General features: G+C 71.8%; 21 protein-coding genes. 9 read left to right on the top strand and 12 right to left on the bottom strand.

The window, feature by feature from the left end; genetic code table 11:
* Positions 1 to 12: 12 nt before the first annotated feature.
* Positions 13 to 1,512, bottom strand: coding sequence for an SCO1417 family PLP biosynthesis transcription factor (locus ABFX81_RS30615; RefSeq protein ID WP_086851612.1), 1,500 nt, complete (start codon positions 1,510 to 1,512; stop codon positions 13 to 15).
* Positions 1,513 to 1,611: 99 nt separating this feature from the next.
* On the opposite strand from ABFX81_RS30615, the gene yczE reads away from it, so the two are divergent.
* The 4 genes from yczE (at position 1,612) to ABFX81_RS30595 (ending at position 5,065) form a co-directional block, all read left to right on the top strand.
* Positions 1,612 to 2,265, top strand: a complete 654-nt coding sequence (gene yczE / locus ABFX81_RS30610; protein WP_086851609.1) for a membrane protein YczE — start codon at positions 1,612 to 1,614, stop codon at positions 2,263 to 2,265.
* Complete coding sequence (locus ABFX81_RS30605) at positions 2,262 to 3,029, top strand: glycerophosphodiester phosphodiesterase family protein (protein WP_086851606.1); 768 nt, start codon at positions 2,262 to 2,264, stop codon at positions 3,027 to 3,029. The genes yczE and ABFX81_RS30605 overlap by 4 nt, the downstream gene beginning before the upstream one ends.
* A gap of 48 nt (positions 3,030 to 3,077) precedes the next feature.
* Positions 3,078 to 4,424 carry an MFS transporter gene (locus tag ABFX81_RS30600; protein ID WP_346138944.1) on the top strand — a complete coding sequence of 449 codons (1,347 nt, stop codon included), beginning with the start codon at positions 3,078 to 3,080 and terminating at the stop codon, positions 4,422 to 4,424.
* 266 nt (positions 4,425 to 4,690) lie between these two features.
* Entirely contained in the window at positions 4,691 to 5,065 is a 375-nt protein-coding gene (locus ABFX81_RS30595; protein ID WP_010046329.1) for an RNA polymerase-binding protein RbpA, read from the top strand.
* Positions 5,066 to 5,198: 133 nt separating this feature from the next.
* On the opposite strand, the gene fxsA is transcribed toward ABFX81_RS30595, so the two are convergent.
* The 4 genes from fxsA to ABFX81_RS30575 all read right to left on the bottom strand — a co-directional run bounded on the left by fxsA (position 5,199) and on the right by ABFX81_RS30575 (position 9,304).
* Positions 5,199 to 5,774 carry an FxsA family membrane protein gene (gene fxsA, locus ABFX81_RS30590; RefSeq protein WP_346138943.1) on the bottom strand — a complete coding sequence of 192 codons (576 nt, stop codon included), beginning with the start codon at positions 5,772 to 5,774 and terminating at the stop codon, positions 5,199 to 5,201.
* 93 nt (positions 5,775 to 5,867) lie between these two features.
* Positions 5,868 to 6,671 (bottom strand): glycosyltransferase, encoded by an 804-nt coding sequence (locus tag ABFX81_RS30585; RefSeq protein WP_086851233.1) that lies wholly within the window; start codon positions 6,669 to 6,671, stop codon positions 5,868 to 5,870.
* Between the two features lie 534 nt (positions 6,672 to 7,205).
* Positions 7,206 to 8,807 carry an amidohydrolase family protein gene (locus ABFX81_RS30580; RefSeq protein ID WP_086851266.1) on the bottom strand — a complete coding sequence of 534 codons (1,602 nt, stop codon included), beginning with the start codon at positions 8,805 to 8,807 and terminating at the stop codon, positions 7,206 to 7,208.
* A gap of 56 nt (positions 8,808 to 8,863) precedes the next feature.
* Complete coding sequence (locus ABFX81_RS30575; RefSeq protein WP_086851235.1) at positions 8,864 to 9,304, bottom strand: AsnC family transcriptional regulator; 441 nt, start codon at positions 9,302 to 9,304, stop codon at positions 8,864 to 8,866.
* Between the two features lie 268 nt (positions 9,305 to 9,572).
* Between ABFX81_RS30575 and ABFX81_RS30570 the strand changes: the two genes are divergently transcribed.
* Both ABFX81_RS30570 and ABFX81_RS42255 read left to right on the top strand, forming a co-directional pair.
* Positions 9,573 to 10,007, top strand: a complete 435-nt coding sequence (locus tag ABFX81_RS30570; RefSeq protein WP_086851268.1) for a hypothetical protein — start codon at positions 9,573 to 9,575, stop codon at positions 10,005 to 10,007.
* A gap of 227 nt (positions 10,008 to 10,234) precedes the next feature.
* Entirely contained in the window at positions 10,235 to 10,483 is a 249-nt protein-coding gene (locus tag ABFX81_RS42255) for a hypothetical protein (protein ID WP_086851237.1), read from the top strand.
* Here the strand turns inward: ABFX81_RS42255 and ABFX81_RS30565 are convergent.
* Positions 10,446 to 11,618 carry an acyl-CoA dehydrogenase family protein gene (locus tag ABFX81_RS30565; protein ID WP_086851239.1) on the bottom strand — a complete coding sequence of 391 codons (1,173 nt, stop codon included), beginning with the start codon at positions 11,616 to 11,618 and terminating at the stop codon, positions 10,446 to 10,448. The two genes, ABFX81_RS42255 and ABFX81_RS30565, sit on opposite strands and share 38 nt — an antisense overlap.
* A gap of 331 nt (positions 11,619 to 11,949) precedes the next feature.
* Here ABFX81_RS30565 and ABFX81_RS30560 point away from each other — a divergent pair, with 331 nt between their 5' ends.
* Positions 11,950 to 13,218: a glycosyl hydrolase family 18 protein gene (locus tag ABFX81_RS30560; RefSeq protein WP_086851241.1), complete on the top strand. Its 1,269-nt coding sequence runs from the start codon at positions 11,950 to 11,952 to the stop codon at positions 13,216 to 13,218.
* A gap of 49 nt (positions 13,219 to 13,267) precedes the next feature.
* Here the strand turns inward: ABFX81_RS30560 and ABFX81_RS30555 are convergent, their stop codons facing one another.
* The 3 genes from ABFX81_RS30555 to ABFX81_RS30545 form a co-directional block, all read right to left on the bottom strand.
* Positions 13,268 to 13,924 carry a TetR family transcriptional regulator gene (locus tag ABFX81_RS30555; RefSeq protein ID WP_086851243.1) on the bottom strand — a complete coding sequence of 219 codons (657 nt, stop codon included), beginning with the start codon at positions 13,922 to 13,924 and terminating at the stop codon, positions 13,268 to 13,270.
* A gap of 98 nt (positions 13,925 to 14,022) precedes the next feature.
* Positions 14,023 to 14,163 carry an SCO1431 family membrane protein gene (locus ABFX81_RS30550; protein ID WP_346138942.1) on the bottom strand — a complete coding sequence of 47 codons (141 nt, stop codon included), beginning with the start codon at positions 14,161 to 14,163 and terminating at the stop codon, positions 14,023 to 14,025.
* Between the two features lie 91 nt (positions 14,164 to 14,254).
* A complete protein-coding gene (locus ABFX81_RS30545; protein WP_086851245.1) occupies positions 14,255 to 15,634 on the bottom strand; it encodes a C39 family peptidase in 1,380 nt (459 codons plus the stop codon).
* A gap of 194 nt (positions 15,635 to 15,828) precedes the next feature.
* Between ABFX81_RS30545 and ABFX81_RS30540 the strand changes: the two genes are divergently transcribed.
* Together ABFX81_RS30540 and ABFX81_RS30535 are read left to right on the top strand one after the other, a co-directional pair.
* On the top strand, positions 15,829 to 16,485 hold the full coding sequence (locus ABFX81_RS30540; protein WP_086851270.1) for a hypothetical protein: 657 nt from the start codon (positions 15,829 to 15,831) through the stop codon (positions 16,483 to 16,485).
* A gap of 432 nt (positions 16,486 to 16,917) precedes the next feature.
* Positions 16,918 to 18,777: an AAA family ATPase gene (locus ABFX81_RS30535; protein WP_086851247.1), complete on the top strand. Its 1,860-nt coding sequence runs from the start codon at positions 16,918 to 16,920 to the stop codon at positions 18,775 to 18,777.
* Between the two features lie 119 nt (positions 18,778 to 18,896).
* Here ABFX81_RS30535 and ABFX81_RS30530 read toward each other — a convergent pair whose 3' ends face one another.
* The 3 genes from ABFX81_RS30530 to ABFX81_RS30520 form a co-directional block, all read right to left on the bottom strand.
* Positions 18,897 to 19,973 (bottom strand): CNNM domain-containing protein, encoded by a 1,077-nt coding sequence (locus ABFX81_RS30530; RefSeq protein WP_086851250.1) that lies wholly within the window; start codon positions 19,971 to 19,973, stop codon positions 18,897 to 18,899.
* Positions 19,970 to 21,301, bottom strand: coding sequence for a CNNM domain-containing protein (locus ABFX81_RS30525; protein WP_086851252.1), 1,332 nt, complete (start codon positions 21,299 to 21,301; stop codon positions 19,970 to 19,972). Before ABFX81_RS30525 ends, ABFX81_RS30530 begins: the two co-directional genes overlap by 4 nt.
* A 238-nt stretch (positions 21,302 to 21,539) precedes the next feature.
* Positions 21,540 to 21,995, bottom strand: a complete 456-nt coding sequence (locus ABFX81_RS30520) for a PH domain-containing protein (RefSeq protein ID WP_086851254.1) — start codon at positions 21,993 to 21,995, stop codon at positions 21,540 to 21,542.
* Between the last annotated feature and the right edge of the window lie 8 nt (positions 21,996 to 22,003).

The raw sequence follows: 22,003 nt of genomic DNA, 5'->3' as shown, positions 1-22,003 counted from the left end.
GGCAGCCGCGGACTACGCCACGAACGTACGCGGCGACTCGCCCGCTCCCACGCCGCCGTCCTCCACGATCCGCGCCGCTGCGGCCAGCCGCGCAGCCGCCTCCTCAGCCACCGCACCCCCCACGGTGAACGGCAACCGCACATACCCCTCGAACGCCCCGTCCACCCCGAACCGCGGCCCGGACGGCACCCGCACGCCCACGCGCTCCCCGGCCTCCGCGAGCCGCGACCCGGACAGACCGCCCGTGCGCACCCACAGCGTCAGCCCGCCCCGGGGCACCTCGAACTCCCACTCGGGCAACTCCCGCCGCACCGCCGCCACGATCTCGTCCCGGTTCTGCCGCGCCTGCTCACGCCGCACCTCCACGGCCTGTTCCCAGCCGTCCGTGCCGAACAGCCAGTTGACGGCCAGTTGCTCCAGCACCGGCGTACCGAGATCCGCGTACGCCCGCGCCGCGACCAGGCTGCGGATCACGTCCGGCGCGGCCCGCACCCAGCCGATGCGCATCCCGGCCCAGAAGGCCTTGCTCGCCGACCCCACGGTGATCACCGTCGACCCGGCCGGATCGAAGGCACACACCGGCCGCGGCATCCGCACGTCCGGGTCGAGCCACAGCTCGGTCATCGTCTCGTCGGCTATCAGCACGGTCCCCGCGGACCTGGCCGCGTCGACCAGTCGCCGCCGCTGGTCCTCGTCGGCGAGCGCACCGGTCGGGTTGTGGAAGTCGGCGACGACGTACGCGATCCGGGGCGCGGCGTCCCGCAGGACCTGCCGCCAGCGGTCCATGTCCCACCCGGCGAGCCCATCGGCCATCGCGACGGGCACGAGCCGGGCCCCCGCCTCGCGCATCAGCTGAAGGATGTTGGCGTACGAGGGGGACTCGACGGCGATGCGCTCGCCCCGCCCGGCGAACAGATGACAGATCGCGTCGATCGCGCCCATCGCCCCGGTCGTCACCATGATCTGCTCGGGCATGGTCGGGATCCCACGAGCGGTGTAGCGCTCGGCGATCATCGACCGCAGCGCGGGCAGCCCGGCGGGATAGTCGCCGTGCGTGTGCGCGTACGGCGGCAGTTCCTCCAGCGCGCCCTGCACGGCCCGGGTGAGCCACGGCTCGGGGGCCGGCAGCGCCGCACAGCCCAGGTCGATCATCGAGCCGAGCGCCTCGGGCGGCAGGGGTTCCAGGCCGCGCGCGGGCAGCGGGTTCCCGGCCGGTACGGCGGTCCAGCTGCCCGCCCCGCGCCGGGACTCCAGGAAGCCCTCGCTGCGCAGCGCCTCGTAGGCGGCGGCGACCGTCGTACGGCTGACGGACAGGGAGAGGGCGAGTTCCCGCTCGGCGGGCAGCCGGGCGGCCACCGGGACCCGCCCTTCGAGCACCAGCAGACGGATGCCGTCGGCGAGCGCGCGGTAGGCGGGCGGCCGGCGCGTGCCGGGCCCCGCCGGGCGGTCCTGCTGGGAGTTGAGCAGCCGTGCGAGCTGCGCCGCGCCCACGGCCGAGGTCCACTGCGCCATGAGAATCAGTCCACCTTCCCCGGATTGGCCATGGATGGCCTCTCCTTCCAAGCCACAGGGTGTCATGCAGCAGTCCACAACCACCACAGGGGGCACATCATGGCCACGCACGGGCGTCTGGTCCGACGACTGACACAGCTCTACGCCGGTCTCGCGCTGTACGGGGCGAGTTCGGCGCTGCTCGTCAGGTCGGGGCTCGGTCTGGAGCCGTGGAACGTGCTGCACCAGGGCCTCGCCGAGCGGACCGGTCTGTCGATCGGCGTCGTGCTGACCATCGTGGGCGCCGCGGTGCTGCTCGCGTGGATCCCGCTGCGCCAGCGACCGGGCCTGGGCACGATCTCCAACGTGCTGGTCATCGGCATGGCGATGGACGCGACACTGGCCCTGGTGCCCGACGCTCACGGCTGGACGCTGCGCGTGGGCATGATGGTGGCGGGGATCGTCGTGAACGGCGCGGCGACCGGCCTGTACATCGCGGCGCGTTTCGGCCCGGGCCCGCGCGACGGCCTGATGACGGGGCTGCACCAGCGCACGGGCGTCTCGATCCGCCTGGTGCGCACGGTCATCGAGTTCACGGTCGTGGCGACCGGCTTCGCCCTGGGCGGCACCGTCGGCATCGGCACCCTCCTGTACGCGGTGGCGATCGGCCCGCTCGCCCAGCTCTTCCTGCGTGTGTTCGCCGTTCCTCCGGCATCCGGCGGCAGCACGGTCGTTGCCACGGGGCAACCCCGAGGAGCGATACTTCGTCCGTGAGCCCGCGGATACGCCATCCCTATCTCGACCATCCCGGCCCGATCGCCTTCGCCCACCGGGGCGGGGCCGCGGACGGCCTGGAGAACACCGCGCGGCAGTTCCGGTGCGCCGTCGAGGCGGGTTACCGGTACATCGAGACCGACGTCCACGCCACCCGGGACGGAAAACTCGTCGCCTTCCACGACGCGACCCTGGACCGGGTGACGGACGGCGCGGGCCTGATCGCCGACCTTCCGTGGCAGGAGGTGCGCCACGCGCGCGTGGCGGGCGAGGAACCGGTGCCGCTCTTCGAGGAACTGCTGGAGACGTTCCCCGACGTGCGCTGGAACGTCGACGTCAAGGCGGAGGCCGCCCTGCTGCCCTTCCTCGACCTGGTCGGCCGGACGAACGCCTGGGACCGGATCTGCCTCGGCTCGTTCTCCGAGGCCCGCGTGGTGCGCGCCCAGCGGCTGGCCGGCCCGCGCCTGGCCACCTCGTACGGCACGCGGGGCGTGCTCAACCTGCGGCTGCGCTCCTGGGGGCTGCCGGCGGCGGTGCGCCGCTCGGCGGTCGCCGCCCAGGTCCCCGAGATCCAGTCCGGCATCCAGGTCGTGGACCACCGCTTCCTCCTCGCCGCCCACGCGCGCGGCCTCCAGGTGCACGTGTGGACCGTCAACGACCCCGAGAGCATGCACCGGCTTCTGGACCTCGGCGTGGATGGCATCATGACCGATCACATCGACACGTTGCGCAAGGTCATGGAGGACCGCGGCGTCTGGATCTGAGACCCCGGCCCGGCGCCCCTGCGCGTTCACGGGGAAGCGAGGGCACGGGTGGGCACCGACACCGTGCGGACACCGCCGGCCGACGGGGCCGCGGAGCTCACGAGCCAGCAGCGTGGCTGGTACTTCTACGACTGGGCGTGCTCCGTCTACTCGACGAGCGTGCTCACCGTGTTCCTCGGCCCGTATCTGACGTCGGTCGCCGAGTCGGCGGCCGACGCCGACGGGTACGTCCACCCCCTCGGGATCCCGGTGCGCGCCGGGTCCTTCTTCGCGTACTCGGTGTCCCTGTCGGTGATCGTGGCCGTGCTGGTGATGCCGCTGGTGGGCGCCGCCGCCGACCGCACCGGCCGCAAGAAGCCCCTCCTCGCGGCCGCCGCGTACCTGGGGGCCACGGCCACGACGGCCATGTTCTTCCTGGACGGCGACCGCTATCTGCTCGGCGGGGCACTCCTGATCGTCGCCAACGCCGCGCAGTCCGTGGCGATGATGCTCTACAACTCCTACCTGCCGCAGATCGCCCCGCCCGAGCAGCGGGACGCGGTCTCCTCCCGCGGCTGGGCCTTCGGCTACGCGGCGGGTTCTCTGGTCCTCGTCGTCAATCTGGCCCTCTACACGGGACACGACAGTTTCGGCGTCTCCGAGAGCACCGCGGTCCGCATCTGCCTGGCGTCGGCCGGACTGTGGTGGGGCGCGTTCGCCCTCATCCCGCTCCGGCGGCTGCGCGATCGCAGGTCTGCCCCGCGGGAAGCGGCCCTGCCCGGCTTCCGCCAGCTCGCGGCGACCGTCCGCGACATGCGCCGCCACCCGCTGACCCTCGCCTTCCTGCTCGCGTACCTCGTCTACAACGACGGCATCCAGACGGTGATCTCCCAGGCCTCCGTCTACGGCTCCGAGGAACTCGGCCTCGGGCAGTCCACCCTGATCGGCGCCATCCTGCTCGTACAGGTGCTGGCGGTGGCGGGCGCACTGACGATGGGCCGGCTGGCCCGGACCTACGGGGCCAAACGCACGATCCTCGGCTCGTTGATCGCGTGGACGCTGACACTGGCGGCCGGGTACTTCCTGCCGGCCGGGGCGCCGGTGTGGTTCTTCGTCCTGGCCGCGGGCATCGGCCTGGTCCTCGGCGGCAGCCAGGCGCTGTCCCGGTCCCTGTTCTCCCATCTCGTCCCGCCCGGCAAGGAGGCCGAATACTTCTCCGCGTACGAGATGAGCGACCGCGGAATGAGCTGGCTCGGGCCACTGCTGTTCGGGCTCACCTACCAGCTGACCGGGAGCTACCGGGCCGCGATCATCTCGCTGGTGGGCTTCTTCGTCATCGGGTTCGCCCTGCTCGCGCGGGTTCCGGTGCGGCGTGCGATCGAAGAAGCGGGGAACCCGGTTCCTGACAAGATTTAGCACTCGGCGCGAAAGGGCTGTAGTGTACGCGTTTGGCCTGCCAGGCGTACCGTTACTGCGCGTCAAAGATGCCGAAACGCTAAGTTACATCTGCTAGCAGATGTGACAAACCGGGCGCTGGTGGGTACAACAAGGGCGGCTACGACGGCGACGCATGACCCGGAACGGGACTCGGAACGGGAATCTTTACCGCCGACCGGACGTTGACCGGATGACGACGACAGCGACACCTGTCCTGTGGGCGACAAGCCCGGGAGGCACGATTCATGAGTGAGCGAGCTCTTCGCGGCACGCGCCTCGTGGTGACCAGCTACGAGACGGACCGCGGCATCGACTTGGCCCCGCGCCAGGCCGTGGAGTACGCATGCGAGAAGGGGCACCGGTTTGAGATGCCCTTCTCGGTCGAGGCGGAGATCCCGCCGGAGTGGGAGTGCAAGGTCTGCGGGGCCCAGGCACTCCTCGTGGACGGCGACGGCCCTGAAGAGAAGAAGGCCAAGCCCGCGCGTACGCATTGGGACATGCTGATGGAGCGGCGCACCCGTGAGGAACTCGAAGAGGTCCTCGAGGAGCGCCTGGCGGTTCTGCGCTCCGGTGCGATGAACATCGCGATTCATCCCCGAGACAGCCGCAAGTCGGCATAAGTCCCTCCGGGGTCTGGCCGAAGTTACAGCGCGTCAAGGACCGCGGACGCCGTACGTGAAGTACGGCGCCCGCGGTTTTTGTCGTGCCCGCGCTCTTGCGGCTCCTGCCGCATGCGCCCGGACGCCGGGACGCTCAGTGCGTCAGCGGCGGGCGCGGTTCCTGCGATGGGCCGCCCGGCTCGTCCCTGATGACCTCGCCCTGGACGACCTTGCCATCGGGTTGGTGCATACGGGCGTGCTGGAAGGCGCCGCCCAGGGTGCCCGGGTCGGCCTCGCGGAGCTTGCGCTCGAAGGTGCGCTCGGCGGAGCGGCTCACGGCCTTCTGGACCGGGGGCAGCAGCAGGAGCAGGCCCACCGCGTCCGACACCAGGCCCGGGATCATCAGCAGCAGTCCGCCCAGCATCATCAGGCCGTTGCCCTCGCTGTTCGGCCGGGACGCCGCGGGCATCACGCCGCTCTGCTGCTGTTGCAGCGCCTCGGAGAGCTTGCGGAAGGCCCGCCTGCCCGCCCGCTTGATGACGACCGAGCCGAGGACGAAGCCCGCCACCAGAACGAGGAGGACCACAAGCCCGCTCGACGCCCCCGCGACCAACGTGAGCAGCCAGATCTCCAGCACCAGCCACGCGGCGATGCCCAGCGGCAGGAACGTGCGCAGCCGGGAGCGCCGGGGCCGGGCGGGGTACCTGGGGGTCTGAGCGCCAGTCGTCATGCCTCCAGTGTGCCTGGGCGCGGCTCAGCATGGGATAAGGCCACGATCAGCTGTTCCTGTGAGCGGCCCGTCCCGAAAGGGCTCGGCCGGCGGCTACGGCTTCGACGGCTTGCCGCCGCGGCCCGTGACCTTCCCGACCCGCTCCCCCACGCCCCACGCCGTGACCCGCCACAGCGCCTCGACGAGGATGTCGCGGCTCATCTTGGAGTCGCCGTGTTCGCGCTCGACGAAGGTGATCGGCACCTCGACGACGTGGTAGCCGGCCCTGACCGAGCGACGCGCGAGGTCGACCTGGAAGCAGTACCCCTGCGAGGCGACCTCGTCGAGGCCGAGGCCCTCCAGGGTCTCGCGGCGGAAGGCACGGTAGCCGCCGGTGATGTCGCGCAGCGGCAGGTCGAGCGCCAGCCGGGAGTAGAGGCTGCCGCCCCGGGAGATCACCTCGCGGGACTTCGGCCAGTTCACCACCCGGCCGCCGGGCACCCAGCGCGAGCCGAGCACCAGGTCGGCGCTCTTCAGGGCGGTGAGCAGACGGGGCAGCTCCTCGGGCTGGTGGGAGCCGTCGGCGTCCATCTCGACCAGCACGCCGTAGTCGCGCTCCAGGCCCCAGCGGAAACCCGCGAGGTAGGCGGCGCCCAGGCCCTCCTTGCCCTTGCGGTGCAGCACGTGGACGTGGTCGTCGTCGACGGTCAGCTCGTCGGCCAGCTTGCCCGTGCCGTCCGGGCTGTTGTCGTCGGCCACGAGTACGTGCGCCTCGGGGACGGCCTCGCGCACCCGGCCGACGATGCTCTTGATGTTCTCCGCCTCGTTGTAGGTCGGGATGATCACCAAGGCCGTGCCGAGCGGGCCGAACTTCCTCCCCTGGGCTCCTGCCGCGAGGGTTCCGTCGCCGTCGTTCACTGATGCCCCTTCATGTCCGTACGCAGGGATCCACCATAGTGGGCCCGGCCTGCGATGACATGACAGGACGTTCGAATCGTGGTGTCGAATCCGCCAGACGCGGGTAAGAATGCGCCTCCGCGTGCGAGCGTACGGCGGATGGGGGCCCGGTGCCCTTCGGGCCGACCTGGGATCCGCTGGCTGCGGATCGACCGAAAGCCGTTGTCTACTGAGCTCCCGGGCCCCACCCGGGTCACACCTCCCCGACGGGCCGGAACGCTGCCTCGGCGCCGTGCCGGCCTGAGCCTGGCTCCCAGTGGCGGTGCCCCGGTGCGGCACACCGTCCCTGACCCGGCGGCGCTGCGGCGAGTGCGCGGACGTTCCCCGGTCGGGCGTCCGGTGGTGGACTCGGCCGAACCTACCGGCCTCCTGCGGCCGCCTGTCAACAGCCGTTTGACCTGCGCATATCCCGGCAAACCCCTGGTCAGTGCGGAGGATGCCCAGGTCGCGCGACGGGGGCTCGGCGCAGGATCGCCCGCGCGCCACCCCCGTAGATCACTCGCCCGGCCGTACGAAGACCGTGCGTCCGCCCACCACGGTACGCAGACAGACGGGCAGGTCGTGGCCAGGGGTCAGATCGGGCAGGCCGGGGGTGCCGGAGCGGGGGTCAGTCGACCAGCGCGCGACCCGGTCGTCCGGGGCCTGGACCACGAGTTCGCCGGTGCGCCACACCGCGTAGTCGGCGGGCGCGCCGGGCACCAGGACGCCCGCGTCGTCGCGTCCGACGGCCCGCCAGCCGCCTCGCGTGTGTGCCGTGAACGCGGCGCGCACGGAGACGCGGTGCTCCGGCGTGCGGTGGAAGGCGGCGGCTCGCACCGTGCCCCAGGGGTCGAGGGGGGTGACGGGGCTGTCGGAGCCGAAGGCGAGCGGCACACCGGCGCGCAGCAGCGCCGCGTAAGGGTTCAGCGCACGCGCCCGCTCGGCCCCCAGCCGCTGCGCGTACATGCCGTCCTCGCCACCCCACAGGGCGTCGAAGGCGGGCTGGACGGAGGCGGTGAGACCGAGTTCGGCGAAGGCCGAGACGGCCTCGGGCGTGAGCATCTCGGCGTGCTCGACCCGGTGGCGGGCGGCCCGGACACGGGCGAGACCGACCTTCTCGGCGGCGGCCCGCACACCGTCGACCACGGAGTCCACCGCCGCGTCCCCGATGGCGTGGAAGCCGGCCTGGAGGCCCGCCTCGGTACAGGCCACGACGTGGGCGGCGACGGCGGCGGTGTCCAGGTAGGCCCGGCCGGTGTGGCCGGCGTCGGCGTACGGCTGGTGCAGGCAGGCCGTGTGCGAGCCGAGGGAGCCGTCGACGAACAGGTCGCCCGCGGCACCGGCCGCGCCCAGCTCCCGGGCCTTGGCGACGTCCTCCTCGGCCCAGTAGCCGACGACGCGCGGACCGGGCTCCTCGGCGGCGAGGCGCAGCAGCCCGGTGAAGTCGTCCTCGGAGGAGATCTCCGGGCCGCCGCACTCGTGGATCGTGCCGATGCCGAGCGAGACGGCGTGCGCGAGGGCGGCGCGCTGGGCGTCGGCGCGCTGCCGGGGCGTCACGGCCGCGAACGCGGCGGCGCGGACGGCGTGGTGGGCGTCGGCGGTGAGCGGTCCGTCCTCGCGGGGTGCGCCGGGAACCAGGTCGAGCAGGGCCGTCGTGACGACCGCCGAGTGGACGTCGATGCGGCTGAGGTAGAGGGGCCGGTGGCCGGTGGCCTCGTCGAGTTCGGCGCGCGTCGGGGGTCGGCCGCCGGGCCAGCGGGCGGTGTCCCAGCCGTGTCCGAGCAGCACACGGTCGTCCGGCCGGGCGGCGGCGAAGTCCCGTACGAGGGTGAGGGCGGCCTCCAGGGAGGGCGCGCCGGACAGGTCCAGGCCGGTGAGGGCGAGCCCGGTGGCCGTGGTGTGCACGTGCGCGTCCGTGAACGCGGGGGTGACCAGCGCTCCGTCGAGATCGACCACCTCGTCGACCCCGTCCGCGAAGGCGTCGGCGGCACCCTCGGAACCGACCCAGGCGACCTGCCCTCGCTCGACGACCATCGCGGTGGCGAACGGATCAGCGGGGCTGTGGACCTCTCCCCGACGGAGAAGAACGGTCTGGGGCGGCGTACTGGACTCACTCATGGAGCACAGTTTCACAGGCCTGGCTTCCACACCCCGCGAAGGGGTGGAACCACCGGTCAGATCCTGGGCGGCCGCGCCTCGTACGGCGTGGAAAGCACCACCGTCGTCCGCGTGGACACCCCCGCCAACGACCGCACCCGCGCGAGCAGTTCCTCCAGCTCGTGCGGCGTCGAGACCCGCACCTTGAGGATGTAGTTCTCGTCGCCCGCGACGCTGTGGCACGCCTCGATCTCGGGCACGTCCGCGAGGCGGTCCGCGATGTCGTCGGGCGCGCTGGGATCGAAGGGCTTGACCGAGATGAACGCGGTCATGGGCAGACCGACGGCCTCCGGGTCGACGACCGCGGCATAGCCGCGGATGACGCCACGCTGTTCCAGCCGGCGCACCCGCTGGTGCACGGCCGACGTGGACAGGCCCGTGGCCTTGCCCAGGTCGGTGTAGCTCATCCGCCCGTCCTCGACGAGCAGCTGCACGATCTGTCGGTCCAGCTCCTCCATGGCGCAAGAACCTACAGTGCGGTTGATCTCCTCCGATACCTGAGCGGCCCAGGCCACCACCGGTTCGTGATCTGGCCGACGGCGACCGTCAGCCGTCCGGGGGACAAACCCGCCGCAGTGGGCACCTGCGTGCGGCATGTGACGAACGCCACAGGGCTCGAACAGTCTCCGTGATGTTCTCGTGATTACCGCCCAGGGGGGACGGGAAGTGCTTGCTGTGGTCGAGGCCGCAGTGCCTGATACGGCCCAGCCCGAGGGGGAGAACCCAATGCAGAGTCTTAAGCGCCCAGGTCGCACCGCACCCAAGCGGCAGCAGCTCGTCGTAGAGCCCGAGCCGGAGGGCGTCGAACCCGACACCTTCGACGACGAACTCGACGCCTACGACACCTTCGAGATGTTCCGGGTCGTCTGCCCGGACTGCGCACAGCCAATCGCCCTGCTGGCGGACGAAGAGGTTCTGCCGGAGCACGCGCTGTGCGCCTCGCCGTGGAACCCGTTCGGACTCACGGTCTGTGCGGGAACCGGCCGCAGGGCCACGGACGCCCGCCCCGCGGACGAGTCCGTCGAACCCCAGGAGCAGGATACGGCCCTGCTGTTGACGCTCCCTCAGGGACTCGACTGGCGGACGCAGCCCTTCTCGCACGTCGGCGGCCCGGGCTCACGCCCCATCAGGGTCCCCGTCATGCGCCGCGAAGCGGCCTGAGCGCGCGCCTTCCGCCCGCTCGCCCCATCCCAGTGACTGCCCCGCACCACGGCTCGCGGTCCGCCGTGGTGCGGGATCAGTGCGTCCGGGTTCAGGTCACCACCGGACGCGGCCCCCTCGCCGGCCCACCAGGCCGTCGGCAGGAAACCGGGCACCACAACGCCCTTGAACGCACGCCCGATTCCGCCCGCGGGTGACCTGTCCGGCCCCTTCCGCGTTGCCCTGGTATGACCCCCATCTCCTCAGCGACCGGGCGTCAACGCCTCCTGTTCGTCCCGCCGCCCGCAGAATCGGTTCGGCCGACCGCGCCGCGCTACCAGGACCCGCCGATCTACCGCGACCTGATGCGGGCCTGGGCCGAGCGCGGCCGCACTCTTCCGGGCCGGCACGACCCGGAGTGGATGCGGCTCGCGGCGCCCTGGCGGGGCCTCGACCAGTTCAGCGTCCCCCTGGACCCACGAGATGACGGGCGATGACCATCCGCTGGATCTGGTTGGTGCCCTCGACGATCTGAAGCACCTTCGCCTCGCGCATGTAGCGCTCCGCCGGGAAGTCCGCGGTGTAGCCGTAGCCGCCGAGAATTTGCACGGCGTCGGTGGTGACCCGCATCGCCGTGTCCGTGCAGTGCAGCTTGGCCATGGCCGCCTGCATGGCGAACGGCCGGCCCGCGTCCCGCAGTCGCGCCGCCGCCAGGTAGAGCGCCCGGCCCGCCTCGATCTGCGTCGCCATGTCGGCGAGCATGAAGCGCAGCCCCTGGAAGTCGGCGATCGGCTTGCCGAACTGGCGCCTCTCGGTGGCGTACGCGAGCGCCTCTCCGAGGGCCGCCTGCGCCACGCCGATCGCGCACGCGGCGATGCCGAGCCGCCCGGAGTCGAGCGCGGACAGGGCGATCGCGAGGCCCTGCCCCTCCTCGCCGATACGCCGGTCGTCACCGACGCGTACGCCGTCGAAGTGGACCTGGGCGGTGGGCGAGCCCTTCATGCCCATCTTCTTCTCGGGGGGCGCGGCGCTGAGCCCCGGCGCGTCGCCGGGCACCAGGAACGCGGTGATCCCGCGCGGGCCCTCCTCTCCGGTGCGCGCCATGACCGTGTAGAAGTCGGCGATCCCGCCGTGCGTGATCCAGGCCTTGGTACCGGTGATCACCCAGGCGTCGCCGTCGCGCACCGCCTTGGTGCGCAGGGCGGCCGCGTCCGAGCCGGAGTGCGGCTCGGACAGGCAGTAGGCGCCGAGCAGGCCGCCGCCGAGCATCGCGGGCAGGTGCTCGACCTGCTGCTCCTTGGTGCCGTACGCGGAGAGCGCGTAGGAGGCCAGGGTGTGCACGCTCACGCCGAGGCCGACGGTGAGGCGGGCCGCGGCGAGCTCTTCGAGGACCTGAAGGTAGACCTCGTAGGGCTGGTCGCCGCCGCCGTGCTCGGAGTCGTACGGCAGGCCGAGCAGGCCGGAACGCGAGAGGAGGGTGAACAGCTCGCGCGGGAAGCGGCCGGCGTCCTCCTCCCCGGCCGCCTTCGGGACGATCTCCTGCTGCGCGATGTCGCGGACGAGCGAGATCAGGTCCCGGGCCTCCTCCGTAGGCAGTTGCCGGTCCACCGGCTGCGGGGCGCGGTCGGGCATGGCGACGCTCTCCTCCCTGTCGGGCACTGGCGGACGGGCCCGTGGGTGGGGGCGGCGCCGCCTGGTCGTTCTGGTGCCTGGCCGATGCTTGCAGTCCCGGGTCTCGGAAGCTGCTGACCAGCGGCTCTGCGCTGTGAGTATGCCCGATCGGAGGCATCCCGTCACCAGTTAACGACCGCTCACTTCAAGAAATACCCGAGTGCGCCCCGCCGGGCGAAATTGGTCCGAACCATTGACCGGACTGGTCTAGTCCTCCTACTGTTTCGCACCACCGATTCACCGCGTTCATGCCAATCGGCGCGCGCTCCCCTCTCCCCCGAGGAGACACCGGATGCACTACCCCCAACGCTCCCGATTCCGGGCCGTCGTGACGGCGGCCTGTTGTGCCGTTCTCGGCGCCGGCCTGCTCGCCGGCGCGGGCACCTCGACCGCGACGGCGGCGGCCTCGGCTCAGGAGGCCGCCCCCGGTACGAAGGCCGCTCCCCAGGCCAAGGCCGCCGGCTCCAAGGTCATCGGGTATTTCACCGAATGGGGCACCTACGACCGCAAGTACTACGTCAAGAACGTCGAGACGTCGGGCTCCGCGGCCAGGCTCACGCACATCAACTACGCCTTCGGCAACGTCACCGGCGGAAAGTGCGCGATGGGCGACGCCTACGCCGCCACCGACCGCACCTACACCGCCGCCGAGTCCGTCGACGGCAAGGCCGACACCTGGGACCAGCCGCTGCGCGGCAACTTCAACCAGCTGCGCGAGCTGAAGCGGAAGCACCCGAACCTCAAGGTCCTGTGGTCCTTCGGCGGCTGGACCTGGTCGGCCGGCTTCGGCGAGGCCGCGAAGAACCCGGCCGCCTTCGCCCAGTCCTGCTACGACCTGGTCGAGAACTCCCAGTGGGCCGACGTCTTCGACGGCATCGACATCGACTGGGAGTACCCGAACGCCTGCGGCGCCACCTGCGACACCAGCGGCAAGGCGGCCTTCAAGAACCTGATGCAGGCGCTGCGCGCCAAGTTCGGCCCGAAGAACCTGGTCACTGCGGCGATCACCGCCGACGCCACCCCGGGCGGCAAGATCGACGCGGCGGACTACGCGGGCGCCGCCCCGTACGTCGACTGGTACAACCCGATGACGTACGACTACTTCGGCGCCTGGGACGCCGCCGGCCCGACGGCCCCGCACTCCCCGCTGACCTCGTACTCCGGCATACCGAAGGCGGACAACCACAGCTCGGCGACCATCGCGAAGCTCAAGGGCCTCGGCATCCCCGCCTCCAAGCTGCTGCTCGGCATCGGCTTCTACGGCCGCGGCTGGACCGGCGTCACCCAGTCGGCGCCCGGCGGCACGGCGACCGGCCCGGCGGCGGGCACGTACGAGCAGGGCTTCGAGGACTACAAGGTGCTCAGGACCAAGTGCCCGGCGACGGGGACGGTGGGCGGCACGGCGTACGCCAAGTGCGGCAGCGACTGGTGGAGTTACGACACCCCGGCGACCATCGCGACCAAGATGAACTACAAGAACCAGCAGGGACTGGGCGGCACGTTCTTCTGGGAGCTGAGCGGCGACACGGCGAGCGGTGAGCTGATCAAGGCCATCAAGTAAGCCTGGACGACAGGGGCGGAGGGACCGTGACGGTCCCTCCGCCCCCAACTCACGCGCCCTGGCGGGCGGCCTCCGGAGCCGGGTAGGCGGGGTCCAGGTCCTCGATCGCGCGCAGGGCGCCGCCCAGCCCCTTCACCAGCAGCTCGCACATGGTCCGGCGGGGCAGTTCGGGGCGGTCGATCCATTCGAGGGTGGTGCCCTCGACACCGCACACCCAGGCGAGCAGTCCCATGCGCGCCAGCGGGGTGATGTCGGCGCGGCCGTACGCCCCCTCGGCGATGGTGGCGACGATGGCCGCGCGCACGCCGTCACGGATGGCGTGCACCTCGGTGTCGAAGCCGACGCCGCCGCTGACGATGGTGCGGTACGCGGCCTGGTTGTGCTCGGCGTAGCGCAGATAGCTGTCGATGGTGCGCTGGACCCGGTCGACCGGGGGCAGTTCGTGTCCGCTCGCCGCCAGCGTGACCAGGTCGGTGACCGAGTCCTGGATGATGGCCAGGTAGTAGCCGCGCTTGGACTGGAAGTAGTAGTAGATCAGCCCTTTGGCGACGTGCGCCTGCCGGGCGATGTCGTCCATCGACAGGGCGTCGTAGGACGTGTCGGCGAACAACCTCCGCCCGATCGCGATGAGTTCGGCACGGCGCGCCAGCGAGCGCTCGGTGCCGCGGGCTCTCGGACGCGCGGCAGGCTGTTGACTGATATTCAATTTCGACCCTGGTTCCAACGGGCGGCGAGGCGGGACATCCGCAGTATGGCAGGCCGTGGGGCAGGGTCGTGGGTCAGGTCACAGCACGACGCGTCCGGTCACAGCAGCCCGAGTTGGGTCACGAGCATCGCGAGGACCACGACGAGGGTCCAGCCCGCGACGTGCTCGACGATCTTCGGGCCGTCGTCCTGAGGGCCGCCGGTGCGGACGCGGGCTGCGGTGGCTGAGTACGCGGTCATGGCTTCTCGCTGATTCGGTGATGCGGACGGACTTCCCCGGAGGGTCTGTCCACTTTGCCATCGGGAGCGGCGTGTGCGGCCGAGAGGTTGGTCACACGCGCACGCCCACGGCTGTGAGCGCCTCGCGCTGGGCCACGTTCGGGCGTGCCGGGAAGTACAGGTAACAGACGCCGCCGGTGCCGGAGACGACCTTGCCGGAGGCGTTGTACCGCTTGGTGCGCAGCCAGATGTTCTCCCACTCGCGCCGCCGGTAGACGCGCCGCACGGCCTCGTTGCTCTCCGAGGCCGGGTCGTTGGCGATCACGTCGCCGTCGCCGGTGAAGCCGATGACGGTCATGAGGTGCCCGGCGGTGCCGTACCCGGCGCCGGTCAGCTCCTCCTTCAGGAAGGACTGGGAGGTGATGGCCGGGATGCCCGCCGCGATCAGCGTCTCCAGGTCGGTGAGCGAGCCGAGCCGGGTGACCACGGCCTGGAGGTCCTTGAACGTGGCCGCGTAGGCGGCGTTGAACGGCCAGTTGCCGCAACCGGCGTACTGATAGTCATACGTGAAGCGGGCCGCGTGGCACACCTGCGGATCGGCGTACGACGGATCCACCCAGGCCAGTTGCTCCGGCGTGAGCCGGCCGCCCCAGTACTCGATGATCATCTGGGAGGACGTCGGGCTGCACCAGGCCTCGCCGCCGTTGTCGTACTCGGGGTACTGGCCCTTGTGGATCTCCTGCGAGTACCGCGGGACGATCAGTTCCCCGGCGAGGCCGGGAACGGACGCCGGGACGGTGAACCGGTCGGGTACGTCGGAGCCCATCGCGCCGAGGCGCCACACGGTGGGCGTGGTCTTGGTGCCGGGCTTGCGGTAGAGGGTCAGGCGCAACCGGTACGAGGCGAGGCGCAGGCCCGTCGACGGGTCGTCGATCGCCAGGGTGTCGGTCCAGACGGTGCTCCTGCCGTCGCTCTGGTCGTCGACCGAGGTGCGCCGGATGTCCTGGTCACCGGCCGCCCAGCGGCCCATCACGTACCAGGGGGTGGTGGTGCCGTCGGTGTAGGCGGCCTTGATCTCCGCCTGGAGCCAGGTGCCGGCCGGGGTGCGCGCGTTCCAGGAGACGATCGCCTCCGTCGCGGGGACGGCGAGCCGGTGGACCGGGGACGTCCAGGTGCCGTACTCCCAGCGGGCGGTGGCGCCGGTGTGCGGGTCCGTGTAGTCGGTGGTTCCCGCGGGCCTCGCGATCACCACGCCCGGGCGGGCGCCCGCGACGGCAGTGGTGCCCTTGGCGGTGCCGCCGCGCCAGTCGCCGTACGAGGTCCAGGCCCGGTTGTCCACGGTGCGGGCCGGGACCGCCCGGGCGGGCTCCGCGGTGTCGGTCGTCATGGGCTCCCCGGTGTCGGCGGCCGCCTGGCCTGAGCCTGCCGCGACGGCGGCGGCGACCGCGGCGGCCAGGACGGTTCTGCGGGACGGCTGTTCTGCTCTGCGCATGGCGGTACCCCCGGAGGTCGGAGTCGGGCAGGGGCGGGGCAGGTCCGTGGCACGGTCGGTCGCACACGTGTATGCGCCACATAGCAGCACAGCCCGCCGGGTCCCGCCAGCACTTCGGCCCGCGCCACGCCCACCAATATTGGCGTCGACCACTGGCACGCGCCCGGGGCGCCGTGGTTAGAGTGCTGCGCGAGATGAATCCGCCCTTCCGCCCCGCACCGGGGCCCGCCGTCCGCGACCTGGCGTCCCGGATCAGCCGCCTCCCCCCTTCCTGCGGCCCGGTCCGCCTCGTCGGCGTCGACGGGCACGCCGGCTCCGGAAAGACGACGTTCGCCGAACAGTTGGCCGCGGCACTGGGCGGCGCGCCGGTGCTGCGCCTCGACGACATCGCCACCCACGACGAACTGTTCGGCTGGACCGGGCGCCTGCTGGACCAGGTGATCGAGCCGCTGGCCCACGGCCGGACCGCGCACTACGCCCCCTACGACTGGCGCGCCCGCCACTTCGGCCCGCCGCGCCCCCTGCCGCCCGCTCCGGTGGTCCTCGTGGAGGGCGTCGGCGCGGGACGCCGGGCACTGCGGCCCCACCTGGCCCTGCTGCTGTGGATGGAGGTGCCCCGTGAGGAGGCCTGGGCGCGGGGACGGTCGCGGGACGGGGAGGAACAGCGGGAGTTCTGGAACGGATGGGTACCGGCGGAACGCCGGCATTTCGCCGGCGATCCCTCGCGGCCGTTCGCCGATCTCCTGGTACGGCAGCGAGAGAAGGGATATGAGGTGACTCCGGGGTCTGCGGGGCCAGTTGGACCGGACCAGCCGCTCACGCACGGTGACGGACCGCCCGCAGTGTGCTGAACTTGTGAAGGGCCTTGCGGAACAACTTGCCGGAGTGCTTCAACTCGGCTTGACCGGGGGCCCGTACAGGTCTTACGTTCTCAATGTGCGGCCATTCGGAGCCGCCCACAGACGCGAAGCCCCCGGTTGTTCCCCCGTGATCGGGGGCTTCGTTCTGTCTTCTTCCGGTTTTCCGGGTGCCGGGCGCCGCCGAGTGCTCACCCTCGGTCACCGTGCGGGAGGGCGCCGCATCCGCTCCCACCTCGCCGAACGCAGCGTGCGGCACCCTACGGGGGCGCCGCCCCCGCAGGTACGATGCCTTCGTTGCGACCTGCGGACGGTTGCGTCGCTCACCTTGCAACTCCGGTCCGTGGCACAGCGGTTCGAGCAGGGCAGCCGGCTGGGGGACGGCTCGTTGGCATACCGACGGGGGCACGGTTCGTGGGGGACGTGATGGACTTCGGCACGCAGGGCCCGCAGGCCCCGGCCGACCTCGCCTGGCTGCGAGGCGTGGACGCCTACACCATGGGCGCCTATCCGCAGGCGGAGGAGGAGTTCCGCGCCGCCGTGCGGATGGACTCCGGGATGGCCGACGGCTGGCTCGGGCTGCACGCGCTGCGCGTCGACACGACGACCGCGCTGCTCAGGATGTTCCGGCACCGGGACCGCTTCGGGGAGCAGCGCGCCCGCTATCACCGCACCCTCAACTCCTGGTACTGGCTGGGCTGGTGGGTGCAGCCCGTGCTGGAGAGCCCCCGCGATCTGCTGCTCGCCCACGCCTCCCACTGGCTGGACGGCCGCCACGTCCCCGAGCTGGACCGCGCCCTCGCCGGGCTGCCGCCGGTGGACACGGACGCCCACGTCCGCTTCCTGCACGCCTGCCGCGCCTATCTGGTCAAGGACTGGGAGCAGCTCGTCCGCCACACCGATCCGCTCCTCGACGACCCGATGCTCGGCATCGAGGCGGGCCTGTTCGGCGGCATGGCCCGGGTCCGCCTGGAGATGTACGGGCAGGCCGAACCGCTGCTGTCCGCCGCGCTGATGCGCTGCCGCAGCGAACAGCCCCAGCGCAAGGAGCTGCGCTACTGGCTGGCCCGGGCGCACGAGGGCACCGGCCGCAGCGCCGCCGCGCTCCCCCTCTACCGGGCCGTGCACCGCGTCGACCCGGCCTTCATGGACACCTCCGCCCGGCTCGCCGCGATCGCCGAGGGCGACGGGTACGACGACTCCACGGACCTGGCGGCGATCACACTCACCGGCGCCGGGCAGGACGCCGTGGACGGCCCGGACGGATTCGACCCGCTCTTCGGCACCGAGGGCCGCGACCTGCGACTGCCCGATCCCGAACCGCCGGCCTCCGCTCCCCTGCCGCCGGTCGCCGACCCCGCGGTGCGCTCGCGGACCGGTCCGGCTCCGTCGCTGCCCGCCGGCCCCACCGACCCCGCCTTACTCGAGGAGGCGCTCGCCGAGCTTGAGCGCATGGTCGGTCTGGAGCCGGTGAAACGCCAGGTCAAAGCGCTGTCGGCACAGCTGAACATGGCCCGGCTGCGGGCCGGGCAGGGCCTGCCGGTCCAGCCGCCCAAGCGGCACTTCGTCTTCTCCGGCCCCTCCGGCACCGGCAAGACCACCGTCGCCCGCATCCTCGGCCGCGTGTTCTACGCCCTCGGCCTGCTCGGCGGCGACCATCTCGTGGAGGCACAGCGGGCCGACCTGGTCGGCGAGTACCTCGGGCAGACGGCCGTGAAGGCCAACGAACTGATCGACTCGGCGCTCGGCGGCGTGCTCTTCGTCGACGAGGCGTACTCGCTGTCCAACTCGGGCTACGGCAAGGGGGACGCGTACGGCGACGAGGCGCTCCAGGTGCTGCTGAAGCGGGCGGAGGACAACCGCGACCATCTCGTGGTGATCCTGGCCGGCTACCCCGAGGGCATGGACCGCCTCCTCGCCGCCAACCCCGGGCTGTCCTCCCGCTTCACCACCCGCGTCGACTTCCCCTCCTACCGGCCCCTCGAACTCACCGAGATCGGCAAGGTCCTCGCCGCGGAGAACGGCGACCTGTGGGACGAGGAGGCCCTCGACGAGCTGCGCTCCATCGCCGGGCACGTGGTGGACCAGGGGTGGATCGACGAGCTGGGCAACGGGCGGTTCCTGCGGACGCTGTACGAGAAGAGCTGCGCATACCGGGATCTGCGGTTGTCCGTGTATCCCGGGGTGCTGGGCAGGGAGGACCTGGCGACGTTGCGGTTGCCGGATCTGATGCAGGCGTACGGGGAGGTGCTGTCCGGGCGGGGGCCGCAGGATCCGTCGGCCTAGCCGCGGGCAATCGTGCCTCCCCCAGTGCCTCAAGGGCCTCGGAGGTGCCCCCAGGGCGGCACCCGTCCCACAGAGGGCGGCACCCTGCGGCGCCGGGCTGCGCCCCCACCCGGCCTTGGCTACGTCGCCAGTACCTCCTCGCCGGACCTGGGCTCGGTCAGCCGTACCTCTCGCACCTCCCGATGCGCGGGATCCCGTACCTCCCCCACCAACAGCTCCAGCACATCCTCCAGCGCGACCAGCCCGAGCACCTTCCCGGACGCGTCGGCCACCTGGGCCAGATGCGTCGCCGCCCGCCGCATCACCGTCAGCGCGTCGTCCAACGGCAACTCGGACCGCAGCTTCGTCATGGGCCGCCACAACTGCTGCGGCACGGCCCGGTCCGAGTGCTCCAGGTCGAGGACGTCCTTGACGTGTAGGTAGCCCATGAACACACCGTTCTCCGCGGCGACCGGGAACCGGGAGTACCCGGTGCGGGCGGTGAGCTCGACGATGCGGCCGGGGGTGACCGACGGGCTGACCGTCACCAGTGACTCGCGTGTCAGCAGGACGTCCGTCACCGGGCGGGAGCCCAGCTCAAGGGCGTCCTCCAGGCTTTCGGCCTCCTCGGGGTCGAGCAGGCCCGCCTGGCCGGCGTCCTCCACCAGCCGGTTGAGCTGCTCGCTGGTGAAGACGGCCTCGACCTCATCCCTGGGCTCGACGTGGAAGAGCCGCAGGATGCCCTGGGAGACGGCGCCGAGAGCGGCGGTGATCGGCTTGCAGAAGCGGGCGAACCAGACCAGGCCCGGGCTGAGCCACAGGGCGGCCTTCTCGGGGGCCGCCATCGCCAGGTTCTTCGGGACCATCTCGCCGATGACGAGGTGGAAGAAGACCACGGCGGCGAGGGCGATGACGTAGGTGAGCGGGTGGATCATGCCGTGCGGCAGGTGGACCCACTCGAAGACCGGCTCCAGGAGGTGCGCGACGGTCGGTTCGGCGACCGCACCGAGGGTGAGGGAGCAGATCGTGATGCCGAACTGGGCCGCCGCCATCATCTGCGGCAGCCGCTCGAGGCCGTAGAGGACCTGCCGGGCGCGGGCCGTGCCAAGGGGTTCGATCTGGCTGCGGCGTACGGAGACGAGCGCGAACTCGGCGCCGACGAAGAAGCCGTTGGCGAGCACCAGGAGTGCGGCGAAGGTCAGTTGGAGCACGCTCATCGGGCTGCCTCCACCACGGCGACGGGGGCCGTTCTGACCAGCCGGACGCGCTCGGCCCGGTAGTGGCCGACCTGGCGTACCGACAGCCGCCAGCCGGGCAGTTCCGCCTTGTCGCCGACGGCCGGGATACGGCCCAGCAGGTCGGCGATCAGACCCGCGACGGTCTCGTACGGGCCTTCGGGCACGTCGAGGCCTATGCGCTGGAGGATGTCGACCCGGCAGCTGCCGTCGACGTCCCAGGCGGGCCTGCCGTCCTCCGGCGGCGCGGAGGCCAGCTCGGGCAGGTCGTGTCCGTCGTGCTCGTCGCGGACCTCGCCGACGATCTCCTCGACGATGTCCTCCAGCGTGACGACACCGGCCGTGCCGCCGTACTCGTCGACGACGACCGCGATCGGCTGCTCGCTGCGCAGACGGGCGAGCAGCGGCCGTACGGGCAGCGTCTCGGGGACGAGCAGTGCCGGGCGGGCGATGCGGCCGACGGGGGTCCGCAGCCGGTCCCGCACGGGCACCGCCAGGGCGTCCTTGAGGTGGACCATGCCGACGACCTCGTCGATCCTCTCCCGGTAGACGGGGAAGCGGGACAGGCCGGTGGCGCGGGTCAGGTTGACCACGTCCTCGGCGGTGGCGGAGGACTGGAGGGCGCTGACCTTCACGCGCGGCGTCATCACGTGCTGCGCGGTCAGCTCGCCCAGCGACAGGGTCCGGACGAAGAGATCGGCCGTGTCCTGTTCCAGGGCGCCGGCCCGGGCCGAATGGCGGGCGAGGGAGACGAGTTCGCCGGGGGTGCGGGCCGAGGCCAGTTCCTCGGCGGGCTCGAAGCCCAGGGCGCGCACGAGCCGGTTCGCGACGGCGTTGAGGCCGGCGATGACCGGCCGGAACAGCCCTGCGAAGACGTGCTGCGGGCCCGCGACGAAGCGCGCGACCTGGAGCGGCCTGGACACCGCCCAGTTCTTGGGCAGGAGCTCGCCGATCACCATCTGCACGGCGGAGGCCAGCAGCATGCCGACGACGACCGTGACACCGGAGACGGCGCCCTCGGGGACGCCGATCGAGGTGAACGGGCCGTGCAGCAGCTCGGCCAGCGCCGGTTCGGCGAGCATGCCGACGACGAGGGAGGTGATGGTGATGCCGAGCTGGGTGCCGGAGAGCTGGAAGGACAGTTCCTTGAGTGATTCGACGACGCGTTGGGCGCGCCGGTCGCCCTCGGCGGCGGCCTTCTCGGCCTCCGGCCGCTCGACCGTCACGAGTCCGAACTCGGCCGCCACGAAGAATCCGTTGGCGAGAATCAGCAGGAACGCGGCTGCCAGAAGCAGCAGGGGGATGGTCATGATGCCGCCGCCTCCGCACGGTCGCGGACACGGTCCGCGCTATGTCGGCAGGGGGCGGCGCAGGTACTGCAGGACGATCCGTCCATCGCCGGAGGGGGTCACTCCTCGGTTAGCAGGAAGCCTCTGCGCACCGGGCGGGGCAGCAGGGGCGGAGGCGCGTCCGTAGCGCCTCCGCCAACAGATTAATCAAGACACCGCCCGGTGCGGCAGTGCCGACCGCCGTGCGGATTGCCACGCGTCAGCTCTGGTGCCGTTCGGGGCTCGCGACGGAACGGGCCTCGACGAGCGCCCGCAGGGCCCGGGCGTCGGCGATGGCGCGCTGCTTGGCCAGGCCGGGCTGGATGCCCAGGGCGGGCAGGCTGGTGCCGTCGCTGAGGTTGAGGAACACCCAGGGGTCGCCGGACCGGAGGGTCACCTGAAGGATCTCGGCCCATTCCAGCCGGCGCTTGCTGGTGAGATTGACCACGGTGACGCCGTCCTCGTCGGCGACGACCTTGGGCCGCGCCAGCAGGAGCAGTACCGCGTCCAGCAGGAGCGCCGTGACGACGAAGCTGAGACGCTCCGCGGGGCTGAGCTGCTTCAGCAGCATCGCGACGGCCGTGATCACCACGAGGATCGCGACGGCTGCCGTGAGCAGCACCGCGCGTGTGGTGCCCGGCCGGAAGGTGACGGGCAGGGTGGGCAGGTCGGACATCAGTGCGC

The sequence above is a fragment of the Streptomyces coeruleofuscus genome (assembly GCF_039532725.1).
Classification (GTDB): Bacteria; Actinomycetota; Actinomycetes; order Streptomycetales; family Streptomycetaceae; genus Streptomyces; species Streptomyces coeruleofuscus.
This window is presented reverse-complemented; position numbering and strand designations above follow the sequence as displayed.

Bases quoted from the DNA above. Each gene is read 5' to 3' on its own strand.
- yczE (WP_086851609.1), top strand. From the start codon at position 1,612: ATGGCCACGCACGGGCGTCTGGTCCGACGACTGACACAGCTCTACGCC.
- ABFX81_RS30540 (WP_086851270.1), top strand. From the start codon at position 15,829: ATGAATCCGCCCTTCCGCCCCGCACCGGGGCCCGCCGTCCGCGACCTG.
- ABFX81_RS30595 (WP_010046329.1), top strand. From the start codon at position 4,691: ATGAGTGAGCGAGCTCTTCGCGGCACGCGCCTCGTGGTGACCAGCTAC.
- ABFX81_RS30530 (WP_086851250.1), bottom strand. From the start codon at position 19,973: ATGAGCGTGCTCCAACTGACCTTCGCCGCACTCCTGGTGCTCGCCAAC.
- ABFX81_RS30545 (WP_086851245.1), bottom strand. From the start codon at position 15,634: ATGCGCAGAGCAGAACAGCCGTCCCGCAGAACCGTCCTGGCCGCCGCG.
- ABFX81_RS30535 (WP_086851247.1), top strand. From the start codon at position 16,918: ATGGACTTCGGCACGCAGGGCCCGCAGGCCCCGGCCGACCTCGCCTGG.
- ABFX81_RS30565 (WP_086851239.1), bottom strand. From the start codon at position 11,618: ATGCCCGACCGCGCCCCGCAGCCGGTGGACCGGCAACTGCCTACGGAG.
- fxsA (WP_346138943.1), bottom strand. From the start codon at position 5,774: ATGACGACTGGCGCTCAGACCCCCAGGTACCCCGCCCGGCCCCGGCGC.
- ABFX81_RS30520 (WP_086851254.1), bottom strand. From the start codon at position 21,995: ATGTCCGACCTGCCCACCCTGCCCGTCACCTTCCGGCCGGGCACCACA.
- ABFX81_RS30550 (WP_346138942.1), bottom strand. From the start codon at position 14,163: ATGACCGCGTACTCAGCCACCGCAGCCCGCGTCCGCACCGGCGGCCCT.
- ABFX81_RS30580 (WP_086851266.1), bottom strand. From the start codon at position 8,807: ATGAGTGAGTCCAGTACGCCGCCCCAGACCGTTCTTCTCCGTCGGGGA.
- ABFX81_RS30575 (WP_086851235.1), bottom strand. From the start codon at position 9,304: ATGGAGGAGCTGGACCGACAGATCGTGCAGCTGCTCGTCGAGGACGGG.
- ABFX81_RS30560 (WP_086851241.1), top strand. From the start codon at position 11,950: ATGCACTACCCCCAACGCTCCCGATTCCGGGCCGTCGTGACGGCGGCC.
- ABFX81_RS42255 (WP_086851237.1), top strand. From the start codon at position 10,235: ATGACCCCCATCTCCTCAGCGACCGGGCGTCAACGCCTCCTGTTCGTC.
- ABFX81_RS30570 (WP_086851268.1), top strand. From the start codon at position 9,573: ATGCAGAGTCTTAAGCGCCCAGGTCGCACCGCACCCAAGCGGCAGCAG.
- ABFX81_RS30525 (WP_086851252.1), bottom strand. From the start codon at position 21,301: ATGACCATCCCCCTGCTGCTTCTGGCAGCCGCGTTCCTGCTGATTCTC.
- ABFX81_RS30615 (WP_086851612.1), bottom strand. From the start codon at position 1,512: ATGGCGCAGTGGACCTCGGCCGTGGGCGCGGCGCAGCTCGCACGGCTG.